General features: G+C 44.8%; 20 protein-coding genes. 8 read left to right on the forward strand and 12 right to left on the reverse strand.

All coding sequences use genetic code 11. From position 1 onward, the window contains the following. Positions 1 to 15: 15 nt before the first annotated feature. The 4 genes from OH459_RS00345 to OH459_RS00360 all read right to left on the reverse strand — a co-directional run bounded on the left by OH459_RS00345 (position 16) and on the right by OH459_RS00360 (position 6,831). Positions 16 to 741: a hypothetical protein gene (locus OH459_RS00345; protein WP_005447330.1), complete on the reverse strand. Its 726-nt coding sequence runs from the start codon at positions 739 to 741 to the stop codon at positions 16 to 18. Between the two features lie 516 nt (positions 742 to 1,257). Further along, positions 1,258 to 3,948 (reverse strand): alpha-glucosidase, encoded by a 2,691-nt coding sequence (gene ygjK, locus OH459_RS00350; protein WP_256901785.1) that lies wholly within the window; start codon positions 3,946 to 3,948, stop codon positions 1,258 to 1,260. 525 nt (positions 3,949 to 4,473) lie between these two features. Continuing rightward, complete coding sequence (locus tag OH459_RS00355; RefSeq protein WP_005447325.1) at positions 4,474 to 5,241, reverse strand: hypothetical protein; 768 nt, start codon at positions 5,239 to 5,241, stop codon at positions 4,474 to 4,476. A gap of 456 nt (positions 5,242 to 5,697) precedes the next feature. Then, entirely contained in the window at positions 5,698 to 6,831 is a 1,134-nt protein-coding gene (locus OH459_RS00360; RefSeq protein ID WP_017189726.1) for an MBL fold metallo-hydrolase, read from the reverse strand. A gap of 157 nt (positions 6,832 to 6,988) precedes the next feature. Here OH459_RS00360 and OH459_RS00365 point away from each other — a divergent pair, with 157 nt between their 5' ends. Then, entirely contained in the window at positions 6,989 to 7,234 is a 246-nt protein-coding gene (locus tag OH459_RS00365) for a Rho-binding antiterminator (RefSeq protein ID WP_269984621.1), read from the forward strand. Positions 7,235 to 7,329: 95 nt separating this feature from the next. Here the strand turns inward: OH459_RS00365 and OH459_RS00370 are convergent, their stop codons facing one another. The 5 genes from OH459_RS00370 to ompW form a co-directional block, all read right to left on the reverse strand. After that, positions 7,330 to 8,817, reverse strand: a complete 1,488-nt coding sequence (locus OH459_RS00370; RefSeq protein ID WP_017818366.1) for an MDR family MFS transporter — start codon at positions 8,815 to 8,817, stop codon at positions 7,330 to 7,332. After that, on the reverse strand, positions 8,814 to 9,839 hold the full coding sequence (locus tag OH459_RS00375; RefSeq protein WP_005447317.1) for an HlyD family secretion protein: 1,026 nt from the start codon (positions 9,837 to 9,839) through the stop codon (positions 8,814 to 8,816). Before OH459_RS00375 ends, OH459_RS00370 begins: the two co-directional genes overlap by 4 nt. A gap of 258 nt (positions 9,840 to 10,097) precedes the next feature. After that, entirely contained in the window at positions 10,098 to 12,698 is a 2,601-nt protein-coding gene (locus OH459_RS00380) for a TRAP transporter permease (RefSeq protein WP_269984622.1), read from the reverse strand. A 77-nt stretch (positions 12,699 to 12,775) separates the two neighbouring features. Further along, positions 12,776 to 13,747, reverse strand: a complete 972-nt coding sequence (locus tag OH459_RS00385; protein ID WP_269984623.1) for a TAXI family TRAP transporter solute-binding subunit — start codon at positions 13,745 to 13,747, stop codon at positions 12,776 to 12,778. A 455-nt stretch (positions 13,748 to 14,202) separates the two neighbouring features. Further along, complete coding sequence (gene ompW / locus OH459_RS00390) at positions 14,203 to 14,847, reverse strand: outer membrane protein OmpW (RefSeq protein WP_005447312.1); 645 nt, start codon at positions 14,845 to 14,847, stop codon at positions 14,203 to 14,205. Positions 14,848 to 15,353: 506 nt separating this feature from the next. Between ompW and OH459_RS00395 the strand changes: the two genes are divergently transcribed. The 4 genes from OH459_RS00395 to OH459_RS00410 all read left to right on the forward strand — a co-directional run bounded on the left by OH459_RS00395 (position 15,354) and on the right by OH459_RS00410 (position 18,276). Continuing rightward, entirely contained in the window at positions 15,354 to 16,004 is a 651-nt protein-coding gene (locus OH459_RS00395; protein ID WP_269984624.1) for a Qnr family pentapeptide repeat protein, read from the forward strand. Between the two features lie 8 nt (positions 16,005 to 16,012). Next, positions 16,013 to 16,324 (forward strand): cupin domain-containing protein, encoded by a 312-nt coding sequence (locus tag OH459_RS00400; protein ID WP_005447308.1) that lies wholly within the window; start codon positions 16,013 to 16,015, stop codon positions 16,322 to 16,324. A gap of 331 nt (positions 16,325 to 16,655) precedes the next feature. Beyond that, complete coding sequence (locus tag OH459_RS00405; protein ID WP_009695967.1) at positions 16,656 to 17,441, forward strand: EAL domain-containing protein; 786 nt, start codon at positions 16,656 to 16,658, stop codon at positions 17,439 to 17,441. A gap of 142 nt (positions 17,442 to 17,583) precedes the next feature. Beyond that, positions 17,584 to 18,276, forward strand: coding sequence for a helix-turn-helix transcriptional regulator (locus OH459_RS00410; RefSeq protein ID WP_269984625.1), 693 nt, complete (start codon positions 17,584 to 17,586; stop codon positions 18,274 to 18,276). Positions 18,277 to 18,516: 240 nt separating this feature from the next. Here the strand turns inward: OH459_RS00410 and OH459_RS00415 are convergent, their stop codons facing one another. Then, the gene (locus OH459_RS00415) at positions 18,517 to 19,263 is read right to left on the reverse strand and encodes a hypothetical protein (protein ID WP_269984626.1); all 747 of its coding nucleotides are present in this window, start codon (positions 19,261 to 19,263) and stop codon (positions 18,517 to 18,519) included. A 187-nt stretch (positions 19,264 to 19,450) separates the two neighbouring features. Here OH459_RS00415 and OH459_RS00420 point away from each other — a divergent pair, with 187 nt between their 5' ends. Beyond that, positions 19,451 to 19,780, forward strand: coding sequence for a DMT family transporter (locus tag OH459_RS00420; protein ID WP_005428450.1), 330 nt, complete (start codon positions 19,451 to 19,453; stop codon positions 19,778 to 19,780). Positions 19,781 to 19,796: 16 nt separating this feature from the next. Next, positions 19,797 to 20,426, forward strand: a complete 630-nt coding sequence (locus OH459_RS00425) for an HAD-IB family hydrolase (RefSeq protein WP_050925370.1) — start codon at positions 19,797 to 19,799, stop codon at positions 20,424 to 20,426. 56 nt (positions 20,427 to 20,482) lie between these two features. Here the strand turns inward: OH459_RS00425 and OH459_RS00430 are convergent, their stop codons facing one another. Together OH459_RS00430 and OH459_RS00435 are read right to left on the reverse strand one after the other, a co-directional pair. Continuing rightward, positions 20,483 to 21,661 carry a lytic polysaccharide monooxygenase gene (locus tag OH459_RS00430; RefSeq protein WP_269984948.1) on the reverse strand — a complete coding sequence of 393 codons (1,179 nt, stop codon included), beginning with the start codon at positions 21,659 to 21,661 and terminating at the stop codon, positions 20,483 to 20,485. A gap of 215 nt (positions 21,662 to 21,876) precedes the next feature. Further along, positions 21,877 to 22,317 (reverse strand): Lrp/AsnC family transcriptional regulator, encoded by a 441-nt coding sequence (locus tag OH459_RS00435; protein ID WP_009695964.1) that lies wholly within the window; start codon positions 22,315 to 22,317, stop codon positions 21,877 to 21,879. 147 nt (positions 22,318 to 22,464) lie between these two features. On the opposite strand from OH459_RS00435, the gene OH459_RS00440 reads away from it, so the two are divergent. Further along, positions 22,465 to 23,049, forward strand: coding sequence for a LysE family translocator (locus OH459_RS00440; RefSeq protein ID WP_009702356.1), 585 nt, complete (start codon positions 22,465 to 22,467; stop codon positions 23,047 to 23,049). The last annotated feature ends 221 nt before the right edge of the window (positions 23,050 to 23,270 follow it).

A 23,270-nucleotide genomic window follows, 5' to 3' on the forward strand; every position in this document is an offset into this window, starting at 1 on the left:
TCTAATGCTATATGCTTAAACCATAAAATACGGCGCACTATCGCGCATGAACTCAGCCATTGAGGCTAGATAGTCCCATGTCTCTCGGTAAGTGTGGTTCATACATTGGGTGAACACCTGACACAAAGACGGGTCCTCTTCCAACCACTGGCTGACATGCTGAGCCGTATAAGAGACCTGCTTGACCTCATCATCCAGTATTTTTTGAATGGTTGGGCGCATCTCTTTCAGGTAAGGGACATCAGATTGATCAATAAAACTAAGCTGCGCGACCAGCAAACACCATGAACGGATTTCAACAGAATGCGCGCGGAAAAGGTGAATTTTAATATCGTCGTAGAAGTTGCTAACGTTGTTAAAATTGAAATCACTAGACTTGGCTTCTTGGTATACCTCAGTTTGGTATCCCGTCAACGGGATTAAGCTGGCATACATAGCGGAGTGATTTAAGTCGTTTTGACAATGGTGCATGATTTGCTGCTTCATTTCCCCTTGCGCATAACGATTGGCAATCATCTTGAGCCGCTCTGCACCCTCTTCCTCATTGATGGCGTTGTGCAACAGGTAATACGCCATGGTTTGCTTGCTCTGAAAAATCTCTTGAGTGAGCTCATTCATCGCTTTTGGTGTAAGGGAAGAATCCGAATAAAGGTAGCTTGCAATAGAGGCTTTGTACTCATTAGAGGGCACAAAGTTATTATCTTCTAACAAGTTATAAAGGCTGGTCTGTAAACAATTCATGTCACCTTCCTTGATGGTGTTGCAACGCAACACGTCATGCTGACAACGTAGAAAGTGAGGTATTTATCAATACGCTCTTCAAGGTGAGGAAAATTCAGGCGGCAGAGTAGAGTGTTGGAATGATTTTGGCTCGGAGCGGCTGAACAGCGGCGAGATTTGGGGTTACTCTAATGCTTTTGCATGAATGTAAATGACCTCACTAATACTTGCAGCATATGCATTGTTACAGCATGGTTAAACGATCATTTTATAAATGTTATCTATTGCAAATCGACAGAATGAAATGCGGACAACTAACTTACCAATATTTAAAGAAAAATCTCTCTGTAGCGCAATTTCTATGGCAAACAACTTTTCAAAAACAGCGGAAAATTAGTGTTTTAGCTCTACAAAAACCGGACAGCTTTCACTGTCCGGTTTGATCTTATTGAGCCTAATTTGAAGGGGTTAAGCGGTTGTAGATGCTAGGGGGTCATCTACAACGCTTAATGCTTTACGTTGTCAGGGGCGCAAAACTTATTTGCCCACAAAACCGTTGTACAACATGTAGAGGTGGGCAGCACTCCATGAGAAGTTATTTGCACCTTGTACTGCACCAGTTTCTGGGTTGTAGTTTTCCTGAATTGGCGTTGCTTCCGTTAGACCTTGAGCGTTCTTGAATAACTTATCGACCATCAGACGAGCTTCCACGCCGTAGCCGTAGTTGTCCATACCACGAACACCGAAGTAGAACTGATCGAGCCACACACGACCACGCCAGTAAATGTCTGGACCGTAAGCTGGGTTATCCATTGATGCGGTACCTAACGGGATCTTCGGCGAGTTAAACTTGCTGGTATCAAGCATGTTCTTCACCACTTTATCAGCATGCTCTTGTGTCGCCGCGTTGTTGAACAATGGTGACCAACCTTCAGGACCCATGCCGCGTTTGACTAGAGTTGGACCCGCACATTGGTTACTCAAACCTCCAGGTACCACTTCGATATCGTAGTAGAACCCTGTCGCTTCATCGAACATACAACGGTTGATGTACTCTTTGGTGTCATCCGCTTTCGCTTTAAACTCAGCAGCTTTCTCCGCTTTACCCAGAACCTCTGCAATTTGCGATAGGTACAGGTTATCTGAGTACCAGTAAGAGGCTTGGTCTACCGACTCTTGCATGAGCGAGTAACCTGACAACTTGTTCTCGTCATTGGTGTTCTCGTTGAACTTCACTTCCCAGTCTTTCTTCGCCTGAGCCAGTTTGTCCAAGTTCGCAGCTGAAGTATCGCGGTAAGTGATCTCCGAGCCTTGTGCACCCATCACCATATCGTACGTGTTGTCGAAACCATTGGTGTTGTGAGCATAGCGCCCCATTTGGTCAATCACTTCTGCTTCTTCTTGCGTTGGTAGATCAGACTTACCTTGCAAGTCATCGATGGTATCGATAAAGCCAAACACACCCGCGTTATCGCGTCCTGATTCCCAACCAGCAGCCACTTTTGCCGGAATGCTCATCGCCGTGTAATCACCAGAAGTCAGCAACTCATTGTATTTCTCGATTCCAGTCTCTTTGATCCACTTGTCACCATTTGCTTCGTCTTTGTACTGGAATTTCATGTCGTCTACAGACGCATCTGGTCCCCAAGATCCATCATTCACGTCATCTTCAAATACGGTGTGAATTGGGTCTTTCGCTGCACCGTATTCCGGAATGCCGTTCTTGTTGGTATCGCGAGCACGTAACCACCAATCGTGGAATGCAACGAGCTTCGGATACATCTCTTCTAACCACTGTTTCGCTTCTTCCGGACGATTATGTTCGTCTTTTAGTGCGGTATACACTTCCCATACTGCCCATGCCGCAAGAGATGGTTTGGTGTTACGTTCGTTCCAGTTCAAACCGTCTGTTGCCAGTGGGAAGACTTTTTTGTATTCCGCAGACATACCTTGCCAACGTTCAGCCGGTAAGTTGTATGTCACCACATCAAGCAAGTAGCCTTCATCCCATGGACGCACAGGGTCGTCAGACTTAACTTGGTATTGGAATACCGTGCGAATGTTTTCCATCGCAACGTCTGGGTTGAAATGAGACATCGCGTACGCTTGTTTCCACGTATCCCACGGCCAAGTCATGTTGCCAGAGAAGTACGGCGCGGTAACAGAAGGCGTTACGGTGTCGTGGTCAATCGCGCCAGCAGCACCACGCCAGTTCGCACTGAGCGTTTCCATCGCTTTTACTGCAACGAATTCATGCTCTTTAGAAGCCGCGTCATTCGTTAGACCTTTTTCTAGGTATTCTTCCCAGCGCATTGCCGATTTGTGCATGTAACCGTTCGGGTCTGCCATCACATCGTCCAATTTAGCAAACTCAGAAGCTTGCTCTTTGGTGTTTTGCACGTGAGTGTAAGCCGTGTACAGTGTGATTTCTTCGCCGTTACCTAAGGACGCGGTTTGTACAAAACCTTTTTTGTCATCACTGATGGTTGAGGTTTCTGGCTTGATAGAGCGTGTCACTTCGAATTTCGAATCACCCGAAGTCAGTAGAGACCATGAGTCACGAACTGCACCAAAAGATACTTCTACACCGTTATCGGTGGCTGTGATAGCACGAGAATAGGTAGGGTAAGCTTCTTCAACGCTGCGAACTGTGCTGTCATCGTTCTTGTATAGCTGACCATCATCCGCGCGATAATCTTGCATTAACTCGCCATCCCATTCGCCTTGAATAGCCAGTTTATTTGGGTTTTTGATTGTCGTTTTAACCAAAGAAGTACGGTCGGTGACAAAGCGCATTTCCAGCTTCGCTTCGACACCATCATCACCCGTGTATGTTTGGATCAGCGCGCCTGGCTGCGAGTATGCTTCTGTCAGCTTAAGCGGCATCGGTTTACCATCAACCGTTAACGCCAAACGGTCGAAACGCGCCGCCATGAATGACACATACTCTTCGGTTAGCAACGCGGTACCACCTAACGTGATCTCACCACCTTTGGTGTCTAGCGTGTGACCATGCCACGAACCATTATCAAACATAGGAATGTAGCGAAGGTGACCACCATGCAAATCGCGCAGTGCCACTGGCACACCTGCACGGTTGATGGTGTTATGGAATTCAGCCGCTTTCAATGGCGCATCCACGTTAGAGTCATTATCACTACTGTTGCATCCACTTAGTGTTAGAGCAACCCCGACAGCAATCGCACATAAAGAAGTCTTAAAGTGCATGTTATATCCCTCATTTATTGGCTTTTGGTCCTGATCAGGCGAAAAAAGGTCGAGACATGCCCTGCCGAGTTTCGATGATGAAGATTCAGCCTTATTTATTTCACTTTTGGATTTGAGAAGAGATCGGTTAATTTGTCTCTTCTTCGTTTGACCTATTTAAATATACCCAAGTGACTTCAAGATGCAGGATTCAGAGCGTTGTCATTGATTCGAGTTCAAGGAAAACAACACCGCGTAATAGCCAGCTCTTTCCAAGTTGTTTGACGCAGAAATCGAGGCAATGACACGCTCCCGAAGGGCGAGTTGTCTTGGCTTGTATACTTTGTTGCCGATTCTTGATTTAGAGTGACTAGATCTTTAAATCGTCGCCGCGTCTACAAACCAAGTCATTCTCGCTGAACCTAGCATCTCGAGGTTACTTGGGTATAACAGGTCATTAATTTTGGATAATAGTGGGTCTTTGATGCATTCATTATCAAACACATCCACTTAATATAAATTCTTTATTTTATGATTAAATAGTCACTATTTTTCATTCGCCATTGAGATGGCTTTTAATAATTCACCGTCAATATTCGGAATCGTATCCGAAAGGAATATCTGATTGCCCGGAGTGTAAGTCATCAAGACGTTTCGGAGTCGCTTACTGCCTTCTCCGCTCTTGTTTTGCACATCAAATTCTATCAGTTTGTTGTACACCTCGTTCGCCAGTTTCTCTTCCTGTTCTTCAGTGATAGCAATGCGTCCCATGCAAATCGGTGGTCGCACATCATGGCTAAACACTTCATCTCGAAAGCGCTTAGCAAACAAAGTATCGAGCTTAGAACCTTCTTCGAAAATAAAACGACCTTGGTCTTTAAAACGGTATTGGTCATCACCTTTTAGCTCGATGTAATCCATCATTTCCAACGCACGGAAATAAAGCGTGATCGAGGTATGGGTCAATTGGTATTTGCTCGCAATATCTTGCGGAGACCATTCCTTCCGACGTAATAAATACAAAAAATCAAATAGGTACGGATACTGGTGAAATATTTCGCTGTTAGTGTCGGTGATAAATTGCTCGTTTTCTTGTTGCAGCTGTTTACCACGCATGGACAATTCGACTAAGTCGGTATCTAAATGAGTGGCATACGAGAGTATTTTATCCAACCCTAAAGACGTGTTATGCAACTGCCTTTTAATCGTTGATAGAGGAATTCCCATTCCAATAGAGAGGTCAGAATAACAAATACCCTTCTCTTTAATTTTTTCTCGCAAAGCAGCAAGTAAATACGTTGCAGAATTATTCATCGAACAATGCCTATTTTATTTTTGTCAGCATCCCTGATGATATATTCAAGAAATCCCTACTCTTGTGATGCCGGTTCCAAATATTTCCAGCAATTTCTATCTATTAAATATGTTTCAATGATGAGACTTTTTACCAAGCATTAACCGATCAATTTTTACCCACCAAGATTAAGCTTTAACCAGTTATTGCAAGCCTTATCAGTATGCGATGAGTATAATTGTTTTGATGCGTAAAATTAAGTTCACCTAGTTTTTTAGTAAAAGTTTTCTTTTTAAAGATTAAATTTTTAGGTGGTGAGTATCAAAAAATTGCACTTAGAAAATTAGTCACGTGAGAGATCACAGAAAAACGGTGACTTGCTGGTAATTTATTGATTCGATGACCAGTAAAAAGCTTGTTATAAGGACCAAGAAAGTTGGTTAAATTGGTAGGGATATTATTGAAGCGTCATCATATTATACCCTTATTTTTCTAGCTTGCTCACATAATTTTTCCACCTGCCACCATGCGTTGTTTTTATATTGTTGCGCGACATAAAAACTCTCGCCTGCCATAGGGGTAAGTAACTCAATGTGATCCACTTGGCAATGTGCTATCAAATCCTCAATCGGCTCATCCCATTTATGAGTAAACAACTCATACGTTGCCCAGTGTACTGGCAACAGCTTCTTTGCTTGCAGATCTTTAAAAGCTTGCACTGTGTGATGGGCTTGCATGTGCCCCCAATTCTCTACCGGATAACCTTGATTGCCTTTCACATCTGCCGCGACTTCCAGACAAGCAATGTCTATCGGTCCGCAGCGCTGAGCGATTTGTACAAAGTGATTGTCGTAAGCAGTGTCCCCGCTGAAATAAAGCGTCTCTTGTTGTCCTTTCACCACCCAAGACGCCCACAAAGTGGCATTCTTATCCAGATAAGTTCTACCTGAATTATGGTTAGCGGGCGTGCAAATCAACTCGACGTTGGCGTACTGAACGCTCTCCCACCAATCGAATTCCACTACGTTATCTGGTCTAACGCCCCAACGAATCAAATGCTTACCGACACCTAGTGGCACGTAAAATGTTACAGATCTATCAGAGTAATAACGTATAGTCGATGCTTCGAGGTGATCGTAATGATCATGAGAGATCAGGATGACATCGGGAGTCGGCAAGCTGTCGCGAACTGATGTATTGGGAATATTGCGCTCAAACCACGCCTTCGCAATCAACGGCGACGCGTAGTCGAACACAGGGTCAGTCAGGATGCGCACACCATCGGTCTCAATCATCAAAGTGGAATGCCCCAGCCAAGTGACTCGCATCGCTTGTTGTCGCTCTAAAAACCGCGTGGGCTCTATCGCTGAATAAGGCAGTTGCTTATCAGGACTGAGCGGCGAACGCCCGCCCATGTAAGCCCAACACACTTGCCAAAATGACTGAGGGCTTGGCACGTTTGGCATCTTATCTTTGACGCGTCCATTTTCAAATTGAGCTGAGTGGTTGATGCGATGCGCCAACTGTGCGTAGTAAGTATGAGGAGTAATCAGTGATTGCGTTGCGCGCTCACGAGCCAAGTACGTGTTTTTAAGTGTCGTTTCAGACATGTCCTATCTACGTCTTGTTCACTAAACTATGGTTTTAGTTAAGCCTGCTTGTGTGTCTTTTTCATGACCAAAATAGGGCGTAAGATGAAGATTAGGTTTCAGAGAAGGATTCCTGTTCTTAGTCGGTCTTGATAAAGAACAGAAAAGGAGAAAAATTATGGTGACCTGCAGCCAATACGATTTTATTGAAATCGCCTGTATGTTTAAGCTACCCGTAGAAATTACGCTCAAGAACGGTGAGAAGCACCAAGGTAGCGCGTTCGATACTGGTTACGATATGGAACGCCAAGAATGCTTATTTTTGGATATTGAAGGTGAACGCATTTCGTTTCCAACCGAACAGTTAGTCGCGATGAAAGCACTCAAAGGCAATCCGCATTTCAGTGAAGTCACCTTCGGTTGATTGTTCGATATCAACTCCTAAGCACCTAAGAATCAGATGTAAAAAAGCGCCCTTAACTGGCTGAGTTAAGGGCGCTTTAGTTTATGTTTAGAGGTTTACTTTGAACGGATAAATACCAGCATCGGCATCATGATCACGAACATCACCCCGACCAACTGGAAGGTGTGCACAAACGCGACCATTTGCGATTGCTGATGGAGCATGCTTTGGTACTGCTCCAATGCAGCAGGATCAGTAATCGACAATCCTTGCTTAGCAGCCCAATCATGCAACACAGGATTGTAAGGATTGAAACCTTCACCCAAAGCGTGCCATTGCTGTTGTCCATCACGGTACTGGTATGTGGTAGCGATAGAAATACCAAATGAGCTACCAATGGTTCGGAACAAGTTAAAAATACTCGCCCCTGCTACTGACTGTTCTTTTGGTAGCGTCATGTAAGCCAGCGTCGACAAAGTCGAGAAAGTCAAACCTAAGCCCATACCTTGAATCATACTTGGCATCACGATCCAGAAAGTGTCAATTTCTGTCGAGTATAGGGTCATCAAATAACTGCCAATACCAATACAGGTTAAACCAAATACAATCTTCAACCTTGGATCAAATTGCGGGTTGATGATGATGACCAAAATTAACATACAGGCGGACGCTAACCCTCGTGGTGCCATCAACATACCTGTGGTCGATACTGGATAGTTCAACAAGCTCTCAAGCAGCATAGGCTGTTGAGTGGTCAAGCCAAACATCGCCATCGAAACGACCGCTATCATCAAAGACGAGACCATGAGGTTTCTGTCTTTGAGGAGCCACAGCGGCGCTATTGGACTCTTAGTCTTCCAGCTGCGGTAGATCCACATGACTAAGCCCATTATCGCTAGCAGTGCAGCGGTTTGAATGATGCGTGAGTTAAACCAGTCTTCATCGTTCCCCTTATCGAGCACGAACTGCAACGCACCAACACCGAGCGCCATATAGCCAATGATCCACCAGTCGAAGTTTGGTTTCGACTTGTTGCTGATGTGGATGTAGCGATAAATCAGCGCGGTACACACCAAGCCAAATGGTAAATTAACGTAGAAAATCCAACGCCAATTGATGTTATCGGTAATCACACCGCCCACCACCGGACCTAAGATAGGACCTAGCAAGATACCGATAGAGAAGATCGCCATCGCCTTGCCTTTTTGCTCAGAAGGGTAAATCTGAACCAATGTGGATTGCGCCAGTGGAATAACCGAAGCACCAAACGCACCTTGAATGATACGAAATACCACCATCTCTTCGAGCGAGCTGGCTTGTCCACAGAAGGCACTCGCAATGACAAAACCAATCACCGCCACCAGCATGACTTTGCGTTCACCAAAGCGCGATACCCAAAAACTGGTCATCGGAATGAAGATCGCTTCTGCCATGCTGTAGCCAGTCAGCACCCAAGTGATTTGGTCTGCCGTTGCGCCTAGTGCGCCCATCATGTGCGAAAGCGACACGTTGGCAACGGTCATATCTATCAGCACCATGATGGCAGAAAGCATCACGGCGACGGTGGCGATACCCCGTTTATCTGCCGTAATTTCGTTACTCATTGTGCGTTACTTTTTAGATCAACAGTGACTTCAGAACTCGCCCCCACACGCAACTGTGGCGCACCTTCAGGTACCTCTAAAGTTAAACGCACAGGGAAGCGTTGTTTAATTTTCACCCAGTTACCGGTTGCGTTTTCTGGTGGCATCAATGAGAAAGAGGTACCACTTGCAGGCGATAACTGCTCCACTTTTGCATCCCAAACCACATCTGGGTACATGTCGATCACGACTTCAGCGTGCATACCTGCTTTGATGTGAGTTAGGTCAGTCTCTTTGAAATTCGCGCGCACCCAGTAGCTGTCTTTGATGATCACAGGGAATAGTGTTTGACCGATACTGACAACCGAACCCGTATGAGTGTTGATTTCACCTGCAATGCCATCGACTGGAGAAGTGATGTCGGTGTAGCTCAGGTTCAATTCAGCTTGTGCAAGTTGCGCTGCTGCTTGTTGAACAACCGCCGCCTCTGCACCTTCTTCACCACGGTTTGCGATTGCTTTTTCAACTGTTGCTCGCGCTTGCTCTAGACCAGCTTGCGCGTTAGCGAGTTTGTTTTTCGCCGTATCAAGGTCTTGGTCAGACGCTAACTTACGTTTCACAAGAGAATCGGTACGTTTGTACTCCACTTGCGCTTCAGTCAAGTTAGAACGCGCCGCATCCAAACCAGCCACGGCTTCGGTCACTTGTTTGTCTGCCACATCGTGTTGTTGAACGGCCAACTGATAAGCGGCTTTCGCTTGTTTCACTGCCAATAAGTAAGGGCGAGAATCAATCTTAAGCAGTAAGTCACCTTTGTTGATGACTTGGAAATCTTTCGCTTCTACTGATACCACCTGACCCTGAACCTGTGGAGCGACAGATAGGATTTTAGCTCTTACATACGCATCTTCCGTACTCGGGTGACTGTCGGAATATTGCCAAGACCAGTACATCGCACCAAAGGCGATTGCACAAACGAGTAGGAAAAGGATTTTGGTCATTTTAGATTTCGAAGAGGATTTCTTCGCGATATCGTCGCTCATTTATATTGTCCAAGTGTTCAATTATGTGATCAGTGTAGGATTTTTCCGCTTTCGAACAACAAGATGATCTGAAAGGTTAAGATCCGATTTTGAGCGTTGATCATTTGTTCAAATGATGCGCAAAGTAATCAAACATAAAGTATAGAATGCGCTAATAATTCCGCGACATTGAAAATAGAAATGATGAATATTTCAGACAGAAAAAAGCCCCGTCAGTCTTGGCTCCAACGGGGCTGTTAGGTTATTTTTCTTTAACTATCAACATGCTGTGTCGTTCTGCATTGCCACACGTCGACGTTGTAGCCAAATCACAACACCAAACAAGAACATTGCTGGAATCCACATCCACTCTTTGCGATAACGCTCAACTGGCACACGCACATCGACAATCTGTTGGTCGAACTGCAATCCTGCCGCCTCTGCTGGGCTAGCAAAACTAACGATATCAATCAGAGTTTGTTCATCTTGCTGATAAGTCGCTATGCCAAGTGCATCCAGCTTATCTTGTCCGGTTTCCCCTTCAGGAACCGAAAGCAGCACCGAGAATTCACGCATCTTACCTACCGCATCTTCACCGCTGATTCGCATTCTGAGTACACCGCCCTCTTCAAGCGGTTCAAGCGTTTGTGCCAGTTGGGCAGGATTGCTCGATTGGTACGGATCCACCACCATGTCGATCCAGAACCCTGGACGGAACAAGGTAAATGCTACGAGCAACAACAACACGCCTTCGTACCAACGATTACGAGTCAGGAACCAACCTTGCGTCGCAGCAGCGAATATCAACATCGCAATAGTAGAGATAACAAAGATGGCGATACCGTGCGCCCAATCCACGTCAATCAACAACAAATCCGTATTGAAGATAAACAAGAACGGCAAAGCCGCGGTTCTTAAACTGTAGTAAAACGCGGTTAAGCCCGTCTTGATCGGATCGCCTTTCGACACCGCAGCTGCAGCAAAAGACGCCAGACCTACTGGCGGTGTTACGTCCGCCATGATGCCGAAGTAGAACACGAACAAGTGCACCGCAATCAACGGCACTATCAAGCCGTGTTGTTGACCCAGCGTAACGATAACAGGCGCCAACAAGCTCGATACCACGATGTAGTTCGCCGTCGTTGGCAAGCCCATGCCTAGAATCAGGCTCAATACCGCCGTGAGCATCAGCATTAACAGCAAGTTACCCATAGACAGCATCTCAACCAAATCAGCCAATACTAAGCCAACCCCCGTTTGCGATACCGCACCAACAATTACGCCTGCGGTGGCGGTCGCGATGCCAATGCCGATCATATTGCGCGCACCAGCAATCAAGCCTTCACGCAAGTCGATACAGCCGTCTTTGAAGTTGCCATAATCGTGTTTGCCATATTTACGCATCCAACTCAACAGAGGACGCTGAGTCAAAACGATCACCACCAGAATCACACTCCCCCAAAAAGCAGACAACCCCGGAGACAAACGCTCGACCATCAAACACCACACCAAAACCACCACAGGCAGTAGGTAATGCAAGCCAGAGAGTAAGACTGCGCGCGTATTTGGTAACTGTTCTAGTGGAGCATCTGGGTCTTCTTCTGGTAGCGGCTCATTACTTGCGGCGACTTTTAGCAGTGCCAAGTAAACCGTAGCCAGAATTAACGCCATCCCAGGTAATACAAAGTCACCCAATACTGGCTTCAACCATCCTAAACCGTAGTAGACTGCCATCGACAATCCAGAAATCAACGCCGCGCCAAATGCAAATCCCGTGAGTCTCGCTAGCCAAGGTTTTGAGCGTGCGGCATCAATTGGCTGCATGCCCAACTTGAGCGCTTCTAGATGGACAATATAAAGCAGTGCGATGTAAGAAATTGCGGCAGGTAAGAAGGCATGTTTGATGATCTCAACATAAGGAATGCCGACGTATTCCACCATCAAAAACGCTGCGGCTCCCATAACAGGAGGCATGATTTGCCCGTTCACCGATGATGCCACTTCGACTGCTCCCGCTTTCTCAGGAGAGAAGCCAACTTTGCGCATCATAGGAATAGTGAACGTCCCCGTGGTTACCACGTTGGCGATCGACGATCCCGAAATCAAACCCGTTAAGCCCGAAGCAACGACGGCTGCTTTTGCAGGACCACCACGCAGGTGCCCCAACATGCTAAATGCCAATTGAATGAAGTAGTGCCCTGCTCCAGCGCGTTCCAATAACGCACCAAACAGAACAAACAAGAAGACAAAGCTGGTCGATACGCCAAGCGCAATACCAAACACACCCTCCGTGGTGATCCACTGGTGGTTAGCCAGCGCATCCAACTGAACACCGCGATGGGACAATAAACCCGGCATATATGGACCAGCTAAGCTGTAGCCGATAAACACCAACGCAATCACCGGCAAAGCAGGACCAAGCACTCGACGCGCGGCTTCTAAAAGCAAAGGCAAGCCGATCAATGCGGTAATAAAGTCTTCAGTGGTTAAGCTGCCCGGACGTTGTGCTAGTGCTTCGTACATAACAAATAAGTACAGCGAAGAGGCACAAGCAATCAAACCCAACATGATGTCGAAGGCAGGAACACGATCGCGTGGAGAGCGCTTAAAAGCGGGGAAAACGAGGAAGGCAAGCACCAGGGCAAAACCAAGGTGAATGGCGCGCGTTTCGGTGTCGTTCATCACGCCGAAACCGACAATAAATGGGAGCGGAGACGCTATCCAAAGTTGAAACAAAGACCACAGTAACGCCAAACCCGCAATCAGCTTTTCCATGATTCCGGTTGGCAGGCGAGCACCCACATCTTGGGCAATCAGTTCTTCTGCCGACAGCTCATTCGGATGCATGTCAGCATGGGACGTGGAGATCGTCTTATCCATAATTTTCTCACAAACAACAGAGAAGCAAGCGCTGAGAATCCATCGCAGCGCTTGCTAAAAATCGAAGGTGTTAAGAGTTACAACCAGCCGCGCTCTTTGTAGTAGCGAACCGCACCTTCATGCAGTGGCGCAGACAGACCCACCTCAATCATTTCTGATTCTTTCAGGTCTTTAAATGCTGGGTGCAGGCGTTTGAAGCGGTCTAGGTTATCGAACACAGATTTCGTCAGTTGATACACTAACTCAGGGTCCGTCTCTGCTGTGGTTGAAAGTACCGCTTTACCGCCGATAGATTGAGTATCGTTCGGGTTGTCACGGTACATTCCGCCCGGAATGGTTGCTTTGGTGAAGTACGCACGCTCAGCAAGTAGCTTGTCGATTTCAGGACCAGTCACTGGTACTAGCACAGCATCGGTGGTGGTTGATGCTTCCTGAATCGCGCCGTTTGGGTGACCGACGAAGTAGCTCATTGCATCGATGTTATTGTCACTCATTGCGGAAGCTTGTTCTGCTGGCTTCAGATCCGATACCAAACTGAACACATCTTGTGACCAGCCTTTTGCTTGCATCACTTGTTCAAACGTATCGCGTTGACCAGAACCAGGGTTACCGATATTGACGCGCTTGCCTTTCAAATCGTCGAAACTGGTGATGCCCGCGTCTTTGCGCGCAAGAATCGTGAACACTTCACTTTGTAGGGAGAAAACGGCACGAATATCCGTCATTGGTTGGTTATTTTGGAAAGGAGCCACGCCTTCTAAGGCTTTGTATTGATGGTCTGACTGCATGATACCGAAGTTGTATTCACCACTGCGCAAACCATTTACGTTTGCCACGCCACCCCCACTGGCTGGAGCATTACACTTAATGCTGTGGTCTGCTGCGCCACGGTTTACGAAACGACAGATCGACTGTCCAGCAACGTAATAAACGCCCGTTTGACCACCGGTGCCGATAGTAATAAATTTCTCTGCCGCACTTATTTTCTCACTGTATGAGAACAGCGAGACTGCCGAAGCAAATACTGCAATGAGTGTGGTTCCTTTCATTTTAGGTTCTTCCTGTCTATCGATTGAAAAATAAAGACATTTTTCTCAGCTAAAGACAGCAAAACCGGAAAATACTCGTGTGAAAATTTCGCACTTCATGAGTAATTTTCCTTAGTCAGCCAGTCCTTAGCTTCATTTTGTAATTTTTATTTCAGCGTTCGATTAATAATTAACCGAACACTTCCAATCGAATTTATCAGAACAATTTCAAAACCTAGCTATGGTAATTTTGCGCTTTTCTCAGCAACCGAGAATTAACAGAAAATTCATCTTTTTGGTCACGTGTTTACAAATACCAAAGTAGTGCACCACTATCGTAGTCATATGGGGAGAGAGAAGAGGTATAGGGAAGGAAAAGAAAACCAGAAAGAATAGATAAAAAAGAGGGGCAATCCCCGCAACTGCCCCTAAAAGTCATGCCAATAATCTTATTGTTCTTTTGCTACTGCTTTTTCTTAGAACTTGTAACCACCGCTGATCATGAATACCCAAGGGTTGATCTTTACGTCAGTCTTTTGTGCTGCGCCATTAAATTTATAAGTCGCTTCGGTCTCGATATTTGCATACCAAGCGGATGCGTTTAGGAACCAGCTTTCATTGATCATGTAATCGACACCTACATTGGCAGCCAGGCCAAATGAGTCATCCAATTTTAGATCAGTAAGACCTACATCTTTGGCTTTACCGTTAAAGCCCTCATCAAAGAACATGGTGTAGTTTAAACCCGCACCTACGTATGGGCGGAACTTGCTTTGCGAATCACCAAAGTAGTATTGCAGCATCACTGTTGGTGGTAGGTGTTTAGTATCTGCGATATCACCAAGACCAAGAAGATCAGTCGAGATATCGTGACTAAATGGTGTTGCCGCTAGAATCTCCAGGCTGATGTTGTCAGTAAACATGTAACCAAACGTCAAACCCAGTTGAGTGTTTGAATCTACTTTTAACTCTTCTTGAGAACCTAGGATCTTGTCACTGCTGTCGTTTGGTACAACCGATGCCGCACCAACACGTAGAATGAAGTCACCTTCACTGTGAGCAAAAACACTTGGAGACACTAACGCAGCAACCACTGCTAAACTGCAGATTGTTTTTTTCATTGTTATTTCCTTTTGTAGGGCTTTGTTTCTTTTGTACTCCGCTATGCTCTTCTTTTTCGGACGGTTCTGTTATCAATCCAAAACCTTGAAGCACGCGAGTATCACTATTTTCTTGAGCTGCGCGCAAAATAGCATATAGAAACCCTACTATTTTGATGGAAATCAATTTGTGAAAAATATAGCTTTTCCGCACACAAAAACGCCAATTTGATCAACAAATTATGCAAATCGGATACAATTCTGTAATGCAAACTGTGCGTGTGAGAAGAGTACGTCGCAGTTCTCATTTCAATTCTTCTGTAAGCCTCTGTGCTCAACAAAACTTTTTTCTCGATATGCTCGGATTATTTTTACAAAACATCGACTTTAAACAGCCCGTTTGACCGCTTAAATTGGCGATTTTCGGGGTCTGTAAACCACTGAAATACAAGAAGTTATATTTCTGGAAAATCAGTTACTTAGAGTGATAGTCTGCATCTAACCAAGCAAGGAAAAGATAAAAAGCCATGATTGAGACCGATCTCACTTTCGAACAGGAAGACTTTTCGCATCACGATTTGCAAAACACCACTTTTCAAAATTGCCGCTTTTATCAATGCAACTTTGACCACGCCGATCTCAGTGATGTGAAGTTTATTGATTGCCGCTTTATCCAACCAAGCGACATTGAAGGCTGTACCTTTCGCTATGCCAAACTTAAAGATGCCAGTTTTAGCAACTGCATGTTAGCGATGTCTCAGTTTAATGGCGCAGACTGCGTCGGCATTGAGTTACGTAAATGCGATTTGAAGGGTGCAAACTTTCAAAGTGCTAATTTCGCTAATCGCGTCAGCAATACTGTGTTCTTTTGTATCGCCTACATTACGGGTTGCAACTTGGCTTACACTAATTTTGAGCGCGCACTGCTAGAGAAATGCGATCTATTTGAGAACCGATGGAATGGTGCCAACTTGATGGGTGCAAGCTTTAAAGGTGCGGATCTATCACGTGGAGAATTCAGCCCTGAACAATGGGGCAGCTTTAATATAGAAGAAAGCGACCTGACCCATGTTGATTTAGAGGGTTTGGACATCCGCCGCGTCTCTTTATACGGTGTTAAGATTTGCGACTGGCAACAAGAACAATTGCTCTCGCCATTTGGCCTGATCGTTATTTAGGAAACATTATGAACCTTTTAAAAGACCTACCTTGTGATTTGAGTGAAGAGGTATTTGAAGATTTACTCACACACAGACAGCTCCGAATCGAGCGTATTGTATCGAAGGGGCAAACGACGCCAGAAGGCGAATGGTACGATCAAGAAGACCATGAGTGGGTATTGGTGCTAAAAGGCGTAGGCGAACTGACTTATGAGGACGGCACGAAGAAGCGTTTGGAAGCGGGCGATCACGTCAACATTCCAGCGCACACGAAGCATCGAGTAAGTTGGACCGACCCAGAGCAAGAGACAATATGGCTAGCGATCTTCTATCAATGAGATAGTTCACCGCCTATTCCCTCCCTTTTAAACTTTCGTTAAAAGCTCACTTATTGACACTTCTATCACTTCAAGCAATTGGCTTTATTATTTAATAATAAAGCCAACCATTAAAATCCGCATAAAAAACCATGCCCATTAAGAGTTAGATGAAAATATTAGTATTATATATATTAGTGGGTAATTAGATTTCACTGACGCTATAGAGATGGCGTCATAATTCTGACAAAATATCTTAAAAAGATATTATTGGGATCTTTAAAATAATTTCTTTGACGTGATTCTGTCATCTAGTATTTTATAAAAACGTTTGCCTAAGGAATAAAAACAGATGACTATAAAAATAGAAGAAATATCAATTGACAATAATATTGTTAGTGTTTTCTGGAATAATCAAAATTTTGTCAGCCTTGAGTTCAAGCTTCAGCCAATCGTAGATCCAAAGAACTATAAGATTCACGGTTATGAAGTGCTGTCTCATTTAGTTAATTCAAGTGGAGAGAGGTTGAATAGCGAGGAGTTTTTTGAATATATCAATGATGAGTTCATAAAAAAGATTTTTCTATGTCAAATCAGATTCTTAAATGACAATTTATCTCAGTTTAACCTAAATATATCACTCAACCTACCTCTTAGTTGTTTACTTGATTCATCCTTCGTTGATGAAGTCATAGAAAATACTGAAAATCCCATCATCATCGAAGTGACGAAGATAGAAAGTATTAAAGAGGTCAACGCTGCCAAAAGAAACATCGTTAAGCTCAAAAAACAAGGACACCAATTCTGGTTGGACGACTATCATCATGATGAGAAGCTCAAAACCTCTGCGTTGCAATGCATTGATTGGGATGCAATAAAACTCGATAAGAGTTACTTGCTATACCAAGATGGCTTAACCATGATCGGAATGCTGATTCCTTTACTTAAATTCCATAGCAAGAAGATCATTGTAGAAGGTGTAGAAACATCCTCTCAACGAGTCGCATTTCTTCATCCTGAGGTCTTTCATCAAGGTTACAATTATTATTACCCGCTCTCACTCTCTGAAACTCTCGATTTATTGAACTTTAGAGAGATAAAGGAAACACCTCGATTCGAAACAGTTTTGTCCGCGTAGACTTGTTTATATTCCTATGAAAAAAGTTACATTTAAAGCGCTCAAATATCAAAGTCCACAGTTATTAATAGAAGCATACGTCTCTCGGCATTTATTAGTCAGAGTGTCCAATGCGATAGGCTTTGTTAGTGTGAGTGGTCGAATGATACAGATTAAAGGAAGGGACATTATTTATGTTCCCGCGCACTCTAAATGTTGGGTCTCACTTAGACCAATCAATAAGGAAAAAGAAATAGAAGTTGAACGCTTCACTTACACAGAAGAAATGCTAAGAGTCATTGTAGATAATTATTACTTCTTCGATTTTGGAACGGGAGATGATCAAGAGAAGTTATTTAATACAAATGACTACTTCGACTCTTCGATTGAATATTGTTTATCTGACGTTTCGTCATGTATGGTTCACTCAATCAGCGTCTTCGCACTTACGTCTTTTTTAAGCAATTGTAGTGAGTTCGATAAAGCGAACATTTTATCGTCTGTAAAGCTCATAAATAAGATGACTAACTGTATTCAAGCAGACACTGAGTACCCATGGACGTTGGAGAATGTTTCGATAAAAACAGGGATCAGCAAGAGTTACTTATTAACTGAGCTCAAAAACTCGAACATTACCTTTACCCAGTTAACCCATAATATCAGGTTAAAAAAGTCAGTTTCGCTCATTATGTCAGGTATGTCGATCAAGCAAGCAGCGATCAAAAGTGGGTTTGGGTGCCCTAATTACTTTAGTCGGGTGTTTAAGAGACGTTATGGGGTTCAACCGAGTCGACTGATCAAGTCGTCCGGTTTTGTTGATACTGATGGTTTGGACTTCATCAAAGCCAAGCTGTAATCATCCAACGTCATCTATTGCGTCCAAGACCACACTTTTATTCCCCCTTCTAGAAGCGAAAATCGCAGTTAATTGGCGCTGTTAGTCACAAGAAAAACGGGGGGAAGAAATATCTCTTCCCCCCAATGCGCAAAGGGTCTTGGTAAAGCGCAAATAGAATTGAAGTCATGACCTCCGAGCCAGTCTCCCAACCGTTACTCAGAAATGAACCTAGTCACCACTTCAATATTCAATAAATCGTTATTGGATAGAGAGTGTGTTTTGTTTGCGATTATATTCGAAGCGATGGCTCTGCTTAGCGTGGTCTTTTACTTCCAGACCTTCCATCGTACTTGTGCCCTTCTCAAGTCGAACTTGATCACCGTTCAGCTCGACAATCAGCTTTTCGTAATGACTGCTTTGATTTGCGTCTTCATATTGCAGTCGCACTGTGTAAGTGTCTTTACTCTCGTCATATTCTGCCTGATAGTCTTCATTGAATGCTTCAATACTGATGCCTTCAGGGTAGACCACCATGGTGATACGTGTTGGTTTTTCACTGAACTTGTAGGTAGAGATACCAAAGCGTGTTTCAATGATTTCTTGTTCATAATAGAAGTGCGCAATTTCCTCTGGTGTGCTCACCATTACCATATCAGGCGAAAGACGCATGAGATGGTATTTCCAGAATGAAGAGGTTTTGCTGTCACCGACATTGGGCACTAGCGCTTGCAGCTCTTCTAAAGTGCTCACGTTAAACTCCCACAGTAAACCCAAAGAAAGTCTGTCTAGGGTATAGGTGACTTTGCGCGATAAGTTTTCTGCTTCAAAACCAAGTAAATCATCGCTGATTGCATCAGTAATAGAGTGATGGAGCAAATCGATCCCATCCACTTGATAGCTTGCTCTAGGGTCTTTGAGCTTGGGAATTGAATCCGTTGACATCCCTTCACCGCCACACCCACTCAATGCCAATATCACCGCAGTCGCCGCTATCGCTTTATGCATCAATACACGCTCCTCTCTAAAGACGGCGGCAGTGTAACGACTACAACCAAGACTTGGTGTAAGCGTATGTAAGACGCCACTATTATTACATTTAAGTAAAAGTTATTTGATTTTTTGCAGGATTATCATTTTATTCGACATCAATATACTAAGCGCACTCCACAACAACTGAAGACGAATGATAACAATGAGCTGGTTTTTCTTACTTTTAGGCGTGGGCGCAGAAGCCCTTTCACATGTTGCACTTAAAGCGACTGACGGTTTTAGCAAGCCACTGCCAGCAACACTAGTTTTGCTGGGTCACTTGGCAGCATTTGTCTGCTTAGCACAAGCAATGAAAGGCGGTATGCCTGTGGGTATCGTTCACGCACTTTGGGCTGGCTTAGCTATCGTATCTGTTACCTTAATTTCTCAACTAGTGTATCGCCAGCATATGGATACCAGCCTTTGGATTGGTATGGCACTTATCGCTGCAGGCGTGATGGTGATAAACTTCTCCCACGGACACGCACATTAACCCTTAAGGCAGTAGATTGTCAGATTCTCGAAAGCCCGCTTTAGCACTGTTTGATTTTGATGGCACCATCACCGATGAGGACATGTTTAGCCTGTTCCTTCACTACTCGGTGACGGGTCCACGCAAGTGGCTAGGCAACATTATCATCTTGCCATTTTATGCGATGTACAAAGCTGGGTTCCTCCCTGCTAGACGAATGCGTCCAATCGCCAGTTTTGTTGCCTTTGCAGGTCGACAAACCGACGAAGTGAAAACACTGGGAGCACGGTTTGCTCAAGAGATCATCGTGCAACACATCCGCCCTGAAGCTAAAACACGATTAGATTGGCATCATGCTCAAGGAGATACCATCGTAGTCGTTTCCGCGTCACTTAACGCCTACTTAAAACCTTGGTGCGACACTCAAGGTTACCACTTGCTGTGCAGTGAACTCCTTGGGAACAGCAAACGCATTAGCGGGCTCTATCACAGTAAAGACTGCAGTTTGGAAAGGAAAGTCGAACGCGTTCAAGCAAAGTTCGACGTTAGTCAATATCAAGCAATCTACGCGTATGGCGATACACATGAAGACATCCCCATGCTCAAATTGGCAAAGCATGCCACGATGAATTGGCAACCTTGGTCTGCTAGTCGTTCCGACAGTTAAAAACAAGAAACCCTTCTCAATCGAGAAGGGTTTTATTTATTTGGGAAGAAAGAATGCTAGCGCCAAACACCCCATTCACCTGTTGTTCCAGGTTCTTCGCCACGAGTCCACCATTGTGCGGTCCACTCACGACCATTGTGCGTTACGACATCGCCTTGGTTGTACACCGCGTCTTTGCTCCAAAGATTGGTTGGCTCGACTGGTGGTTGAGTATCGCCTTTAATCAACGATAATGCGTAACTAAAATTGGCACTCGGAGCCAATACTTGGTTCGCATAAACATTGTTCGTATCGAACATGTAGTGATTCATCGCTTCATGCCAAATACCTACATACCAATCACCGGTTTGCTGTGAGTTAAATTGATCTGCCAGTTCTGCTGCCCATGTCGTCGTGTTATTGGCATTAATAGGGAGTGAAAGGTCGACGATCTCAGTACCTGTTTCATTAAACGTACGAAAGCGCACGGTATCACCCGCCTCGACAGGACCAAACCCTTGTGGAACAAAATAGCCAAGTGACGTGAGGTTATTACCCGGATCGGTGGGTTCGACAGGGTCAGTTGGTGGTGTGGTGCCATTACCATTCAACGTAATATCACTACAGTTGTAGAAACCTTCACCCGCTACATCAATACGCTGCCAGCGAGTGTAAAGGATCGCATCACCCGAACGATCAGCAGGGAAGGTCACTTGCATGCGGTAGCGTTTTTCTGCATCAACATAAACGTCACCAGCCGTATCGATCAGTTCTAAATCGTCCCAAGTAAGAGGTTGCGTGTCGTCATAAGTTGGCTTGGAAAGGTAGAACTCCCAATAAGAAGGGTTATGTGGAGCTTTGCCATAGAACACCAATTCAATTTGGTTGTTGGCGTCTGGGGTAACATTGGTACGCTGCCAATTTGGCGATGGAATGTTTAAACCTTTTTTCGCCGCATCGCCTGCAGAACACAGCTCTCCATCACGAACGATTGCTTGTACATGTGCCATATCACGATAATTTGGCACGTTAGCCGCCACTTCACTGCGCTGAACAAATGGGTATGCCCCCGACTCGTCATAAGCAGCCTGACACGCTTGGTTTGGAATTTCATTGGTCCAAAAGCCACCGTCTAAATAACAGGTATTTTGACGTGCGCTTGGAAACTCGACCCAGCCGTGGGCATTAACATTAAATGAGCTTAACGCTGCAATCGCGCCCAAGCTCACTAGGGGAAGGGTTACGTATGATTTCATCATTCATCCTTAAATTTTCTATCACGCTGCTCGCGAACCAAGCAACGACGTAGAAAAACTAGCAGGATGCGATTATTTAGAAGGTGAGAATAAATGCTGGAATTGTCAGATTGTAGCCTGCTTTCCAGCATTTTATGTGGACTGCAGTCATACTCGACTCACTCTTTCGAGTCACTTCAAATTGATGTGCTACAACACAATGTTCCCTATAGCGGTTATCGTTCATCTTTTGGTGTGTCCATCACCACCATGGTCGTGATTGCTTTGACATGTTCGCATTCACCAAGCACGTCTGCATGAAACGCTTTGTATGCCGCAAGGTCTTGAGTTTCGACACGCAACAAATATTCATTTGCCCCTGTGATGTTATGGCATTCCACCACCTCATCAACAAAACGTACATGATCTTCAAAACCGAGCTGCGCTTGCTTTGAGTGCGACGCTAAACCTATCGACACATAAGCGACAAAACCAACGCCCATTTGCTGATTGTCCAACACTGCGCGATAGCCTTTGATAGTTCCTTTGCGTTCGAGGTCTTGTACGCGGCGCAAAGTAGCAGACGGCGACAATCCAACGCGCTCAGACAGCTCTACATTGGAGATTCTTCCGTCCGATTTCAGTGCTTGCAATATTCTTTCGTCAAATCTATCCATAATGTTCTTTTGTTGTTTAAGCGAAGCATTTTCATCAAATAAAAGCACAAAATTGATGACACTTCTACCTATCATTGTGTTTGACCGGTCAGAAAACGTAACCCCTTGCCCATCACTTTGTGGCAAACATATTTGTAGGAACACACTATGGAATACTCTCAACTTGGTGCACTCGCGCTGTTTGCGTTTGTCTCGACCTTCACTCCGGGTCCAAACAACATCATGCTCATGACATCTGGCGCCAATGTCGGCTTTAAACGCACTATCCCCCATATGCTGGGGATTACCCTCGGCTTTGGCGCAATGCTGATCTTAGTTGGCATTGGCTTGATGAGCTTGTTCCATGCTTACCCGATCACGCATAGCATTCTTAAGGTATTGAGTCTGACTTACTTGCTGTACCTAACATATAAAATTGCCACCAGCAGTAAAACGGAAGTCAACGATGATTACCGCCCAATGAGCTTTTTAGGTGCAGTAGCATTTCAATGGGTCAACCCGAAAGGTTGGTCAATGGCATTAACCGCAATCACGGTATACAGCAGTGGTGGCTCTTGGCTAGAACTGGCATTCATCGCGGGTATTTTTTGCCTCGCGAATCTGCCTTCCGTGACCTTTTGGACCGCTGCTGGTATCCAGCTTCAGCGCTGGCTTACTACCTCCAAACGAGTGAAAGGATTCAACTATGGCATGGCAGCACTTTTGCTTTTGTCGACTATCCCAATGATATAAATGACAAAACAGCGAAAGATAAGTGTGACTTATGCCAAATTTCGACTAGTCCCTTGTTCGGTAAGTACAAAAAATCGCCACTTCCAAGGATGGATTGGGTCATAGTAGCAACAGCAGTGACAAGAATATTAAAAACCCTCAAACATAAGCCCTATCGATATATTCGATTTTGGCTTTTCTTTCACTGCTTTGTCGCTTTTGTTCTTGAATAGCGACTATCG

The sequence above is a fragment of the Vibrio sp. MM46 genome (assembly GCF_027587135.1).
In the GTDB taxonomy this organism is placed as follows: Bacteria; Pseudomonadota; Gammaproteobacteria; order Enterobacterales; family Vibrionaceae; genus Vibrio; species Vibrio harveyi.

Coding starts and splice junctions, on each gene's coding strand:
- OH459_RS00345 (WP_005447330.1), bottom strand. CDS start 741: ATGAATTGTTTACAGACCAGCCTTTATAACTTGTTAGAAGATAATAAC.
- ygjK (WP_256901785.1), bottom strand. CDS start 3,948: ATGCACTTTAAGACTTCTTTATGTGCGATTGCTGTCGGGGTTGCTCTA.
- OH459_RS00355 (WP_005447325.1), bottom strand. CDS start 5,241: ATGAATAATTCTGCAACGTATTTACTTGCTGCTTTGCGAGAAAAAATT.
- OH459_RS00360 (WP_017189726.1), bottom strand. CDS start 6,831: ATGTCTGAAACGACACTTAAAAACACGTACTTGGCTCGTGAGCGCGCA.
- OH459_RS00365 (WP_269984621.1), top strand. CDS start 6,989: ATGGTGACCTGCAGCCAATACGATTTTATTGAAATCGCCTGTATGTTT.
- OH459_RS00370 (WP_017818366.1), bottom strand. CDS start 8,817: ATGAGTAACGAAATTACGGCAGATAAACGGGGTATCGCCACCGTCGCC.
- OH459_RS00375 (WP_005447317.1), bottom strand. CDS start 9,839: ATGAGCGACGATATCGCGAAGAAATCCTCTTCGAAATCTAAAATGACC.
- OH459_RS00380 (WP_269984622.1), bottom strand. CDS start 12,698: ATGGATAAGACGATCTCCACGTCCCATGCTGACATGCATCCGAATGAG.
- OH459_RS00385 (WP_269984623.1), bottom strand. CDS start 13,747: ATGAAAGGAACCACACTCATTGCAGTATTTGCTTCGGCAGTCTCGCTG.
- ompW (WP_005447312.1), bottom strand. CDS start 14,847: ATGAAAAAAACAATCTGCAGTTTAGCAGTGGTTGCTGCGTTAGTGTCT.
- OH459_RS00395 (WP_269984624.1), top strand. CDS start 15,354: ATGATTGAGACCGATCTCACTTTCGAACAGGAAGACTTTTCGCATCAC.
- OH459_RS00400 (WP_005447308.1), top strand. CDS start 16,013: ATGAACCTTTTAAAAGACCTACCTTGTGATTTGAGTGAAGAGGTATTT.
- OH459_RS00405 (WP_009695967.1), top strand. CDS start 16,656: ATGACTATAAAAATAGAAGAAATATCAATTGACAATAATATTGTTAGT.
- OH459_RS00410 (WP_269984625.1), top strand. CDS start 17,584: ATGATACAGATTAAAGGAAGGGACATTATTTATGTTCCCGCGCACTCT.
- OH459_RS00415 (WP_269984626.1), bottom strand. CDS start 19,263: ATGCATAAAGCGATAGCGGCGACTGCGGTGATATTGGCATTGAGTGGG.
- OH459_RS00420 (WP_005428450.1), top strand. CDS start 19,451: ATGAGCTGGTTTTTCTTACTTTTAGGCGTGGGCGCAGAAGCCCTTTCA.
- OH459_RS00430 (WP_269984948.1), bottom strand. CDS start 21,661: ATGAAATCATACGTAACCCTTCCCCTAGTGAGCTTGGGCGCGATTGCA.
- OH459_RS00435 (WP_009695964.1), bottom strand. CDS start 22,317: ATGGATAGATTTGACGAAAGAATATTGCAAGCACTGAAATCGGACGGA.
- OH459_RS00440 (WP_009702356.1), top strand. CDS start 22,465: ATGGAATACTCTCAACTTGGTGCACTCGCGCTGTTTGCGTTTGTCTCG.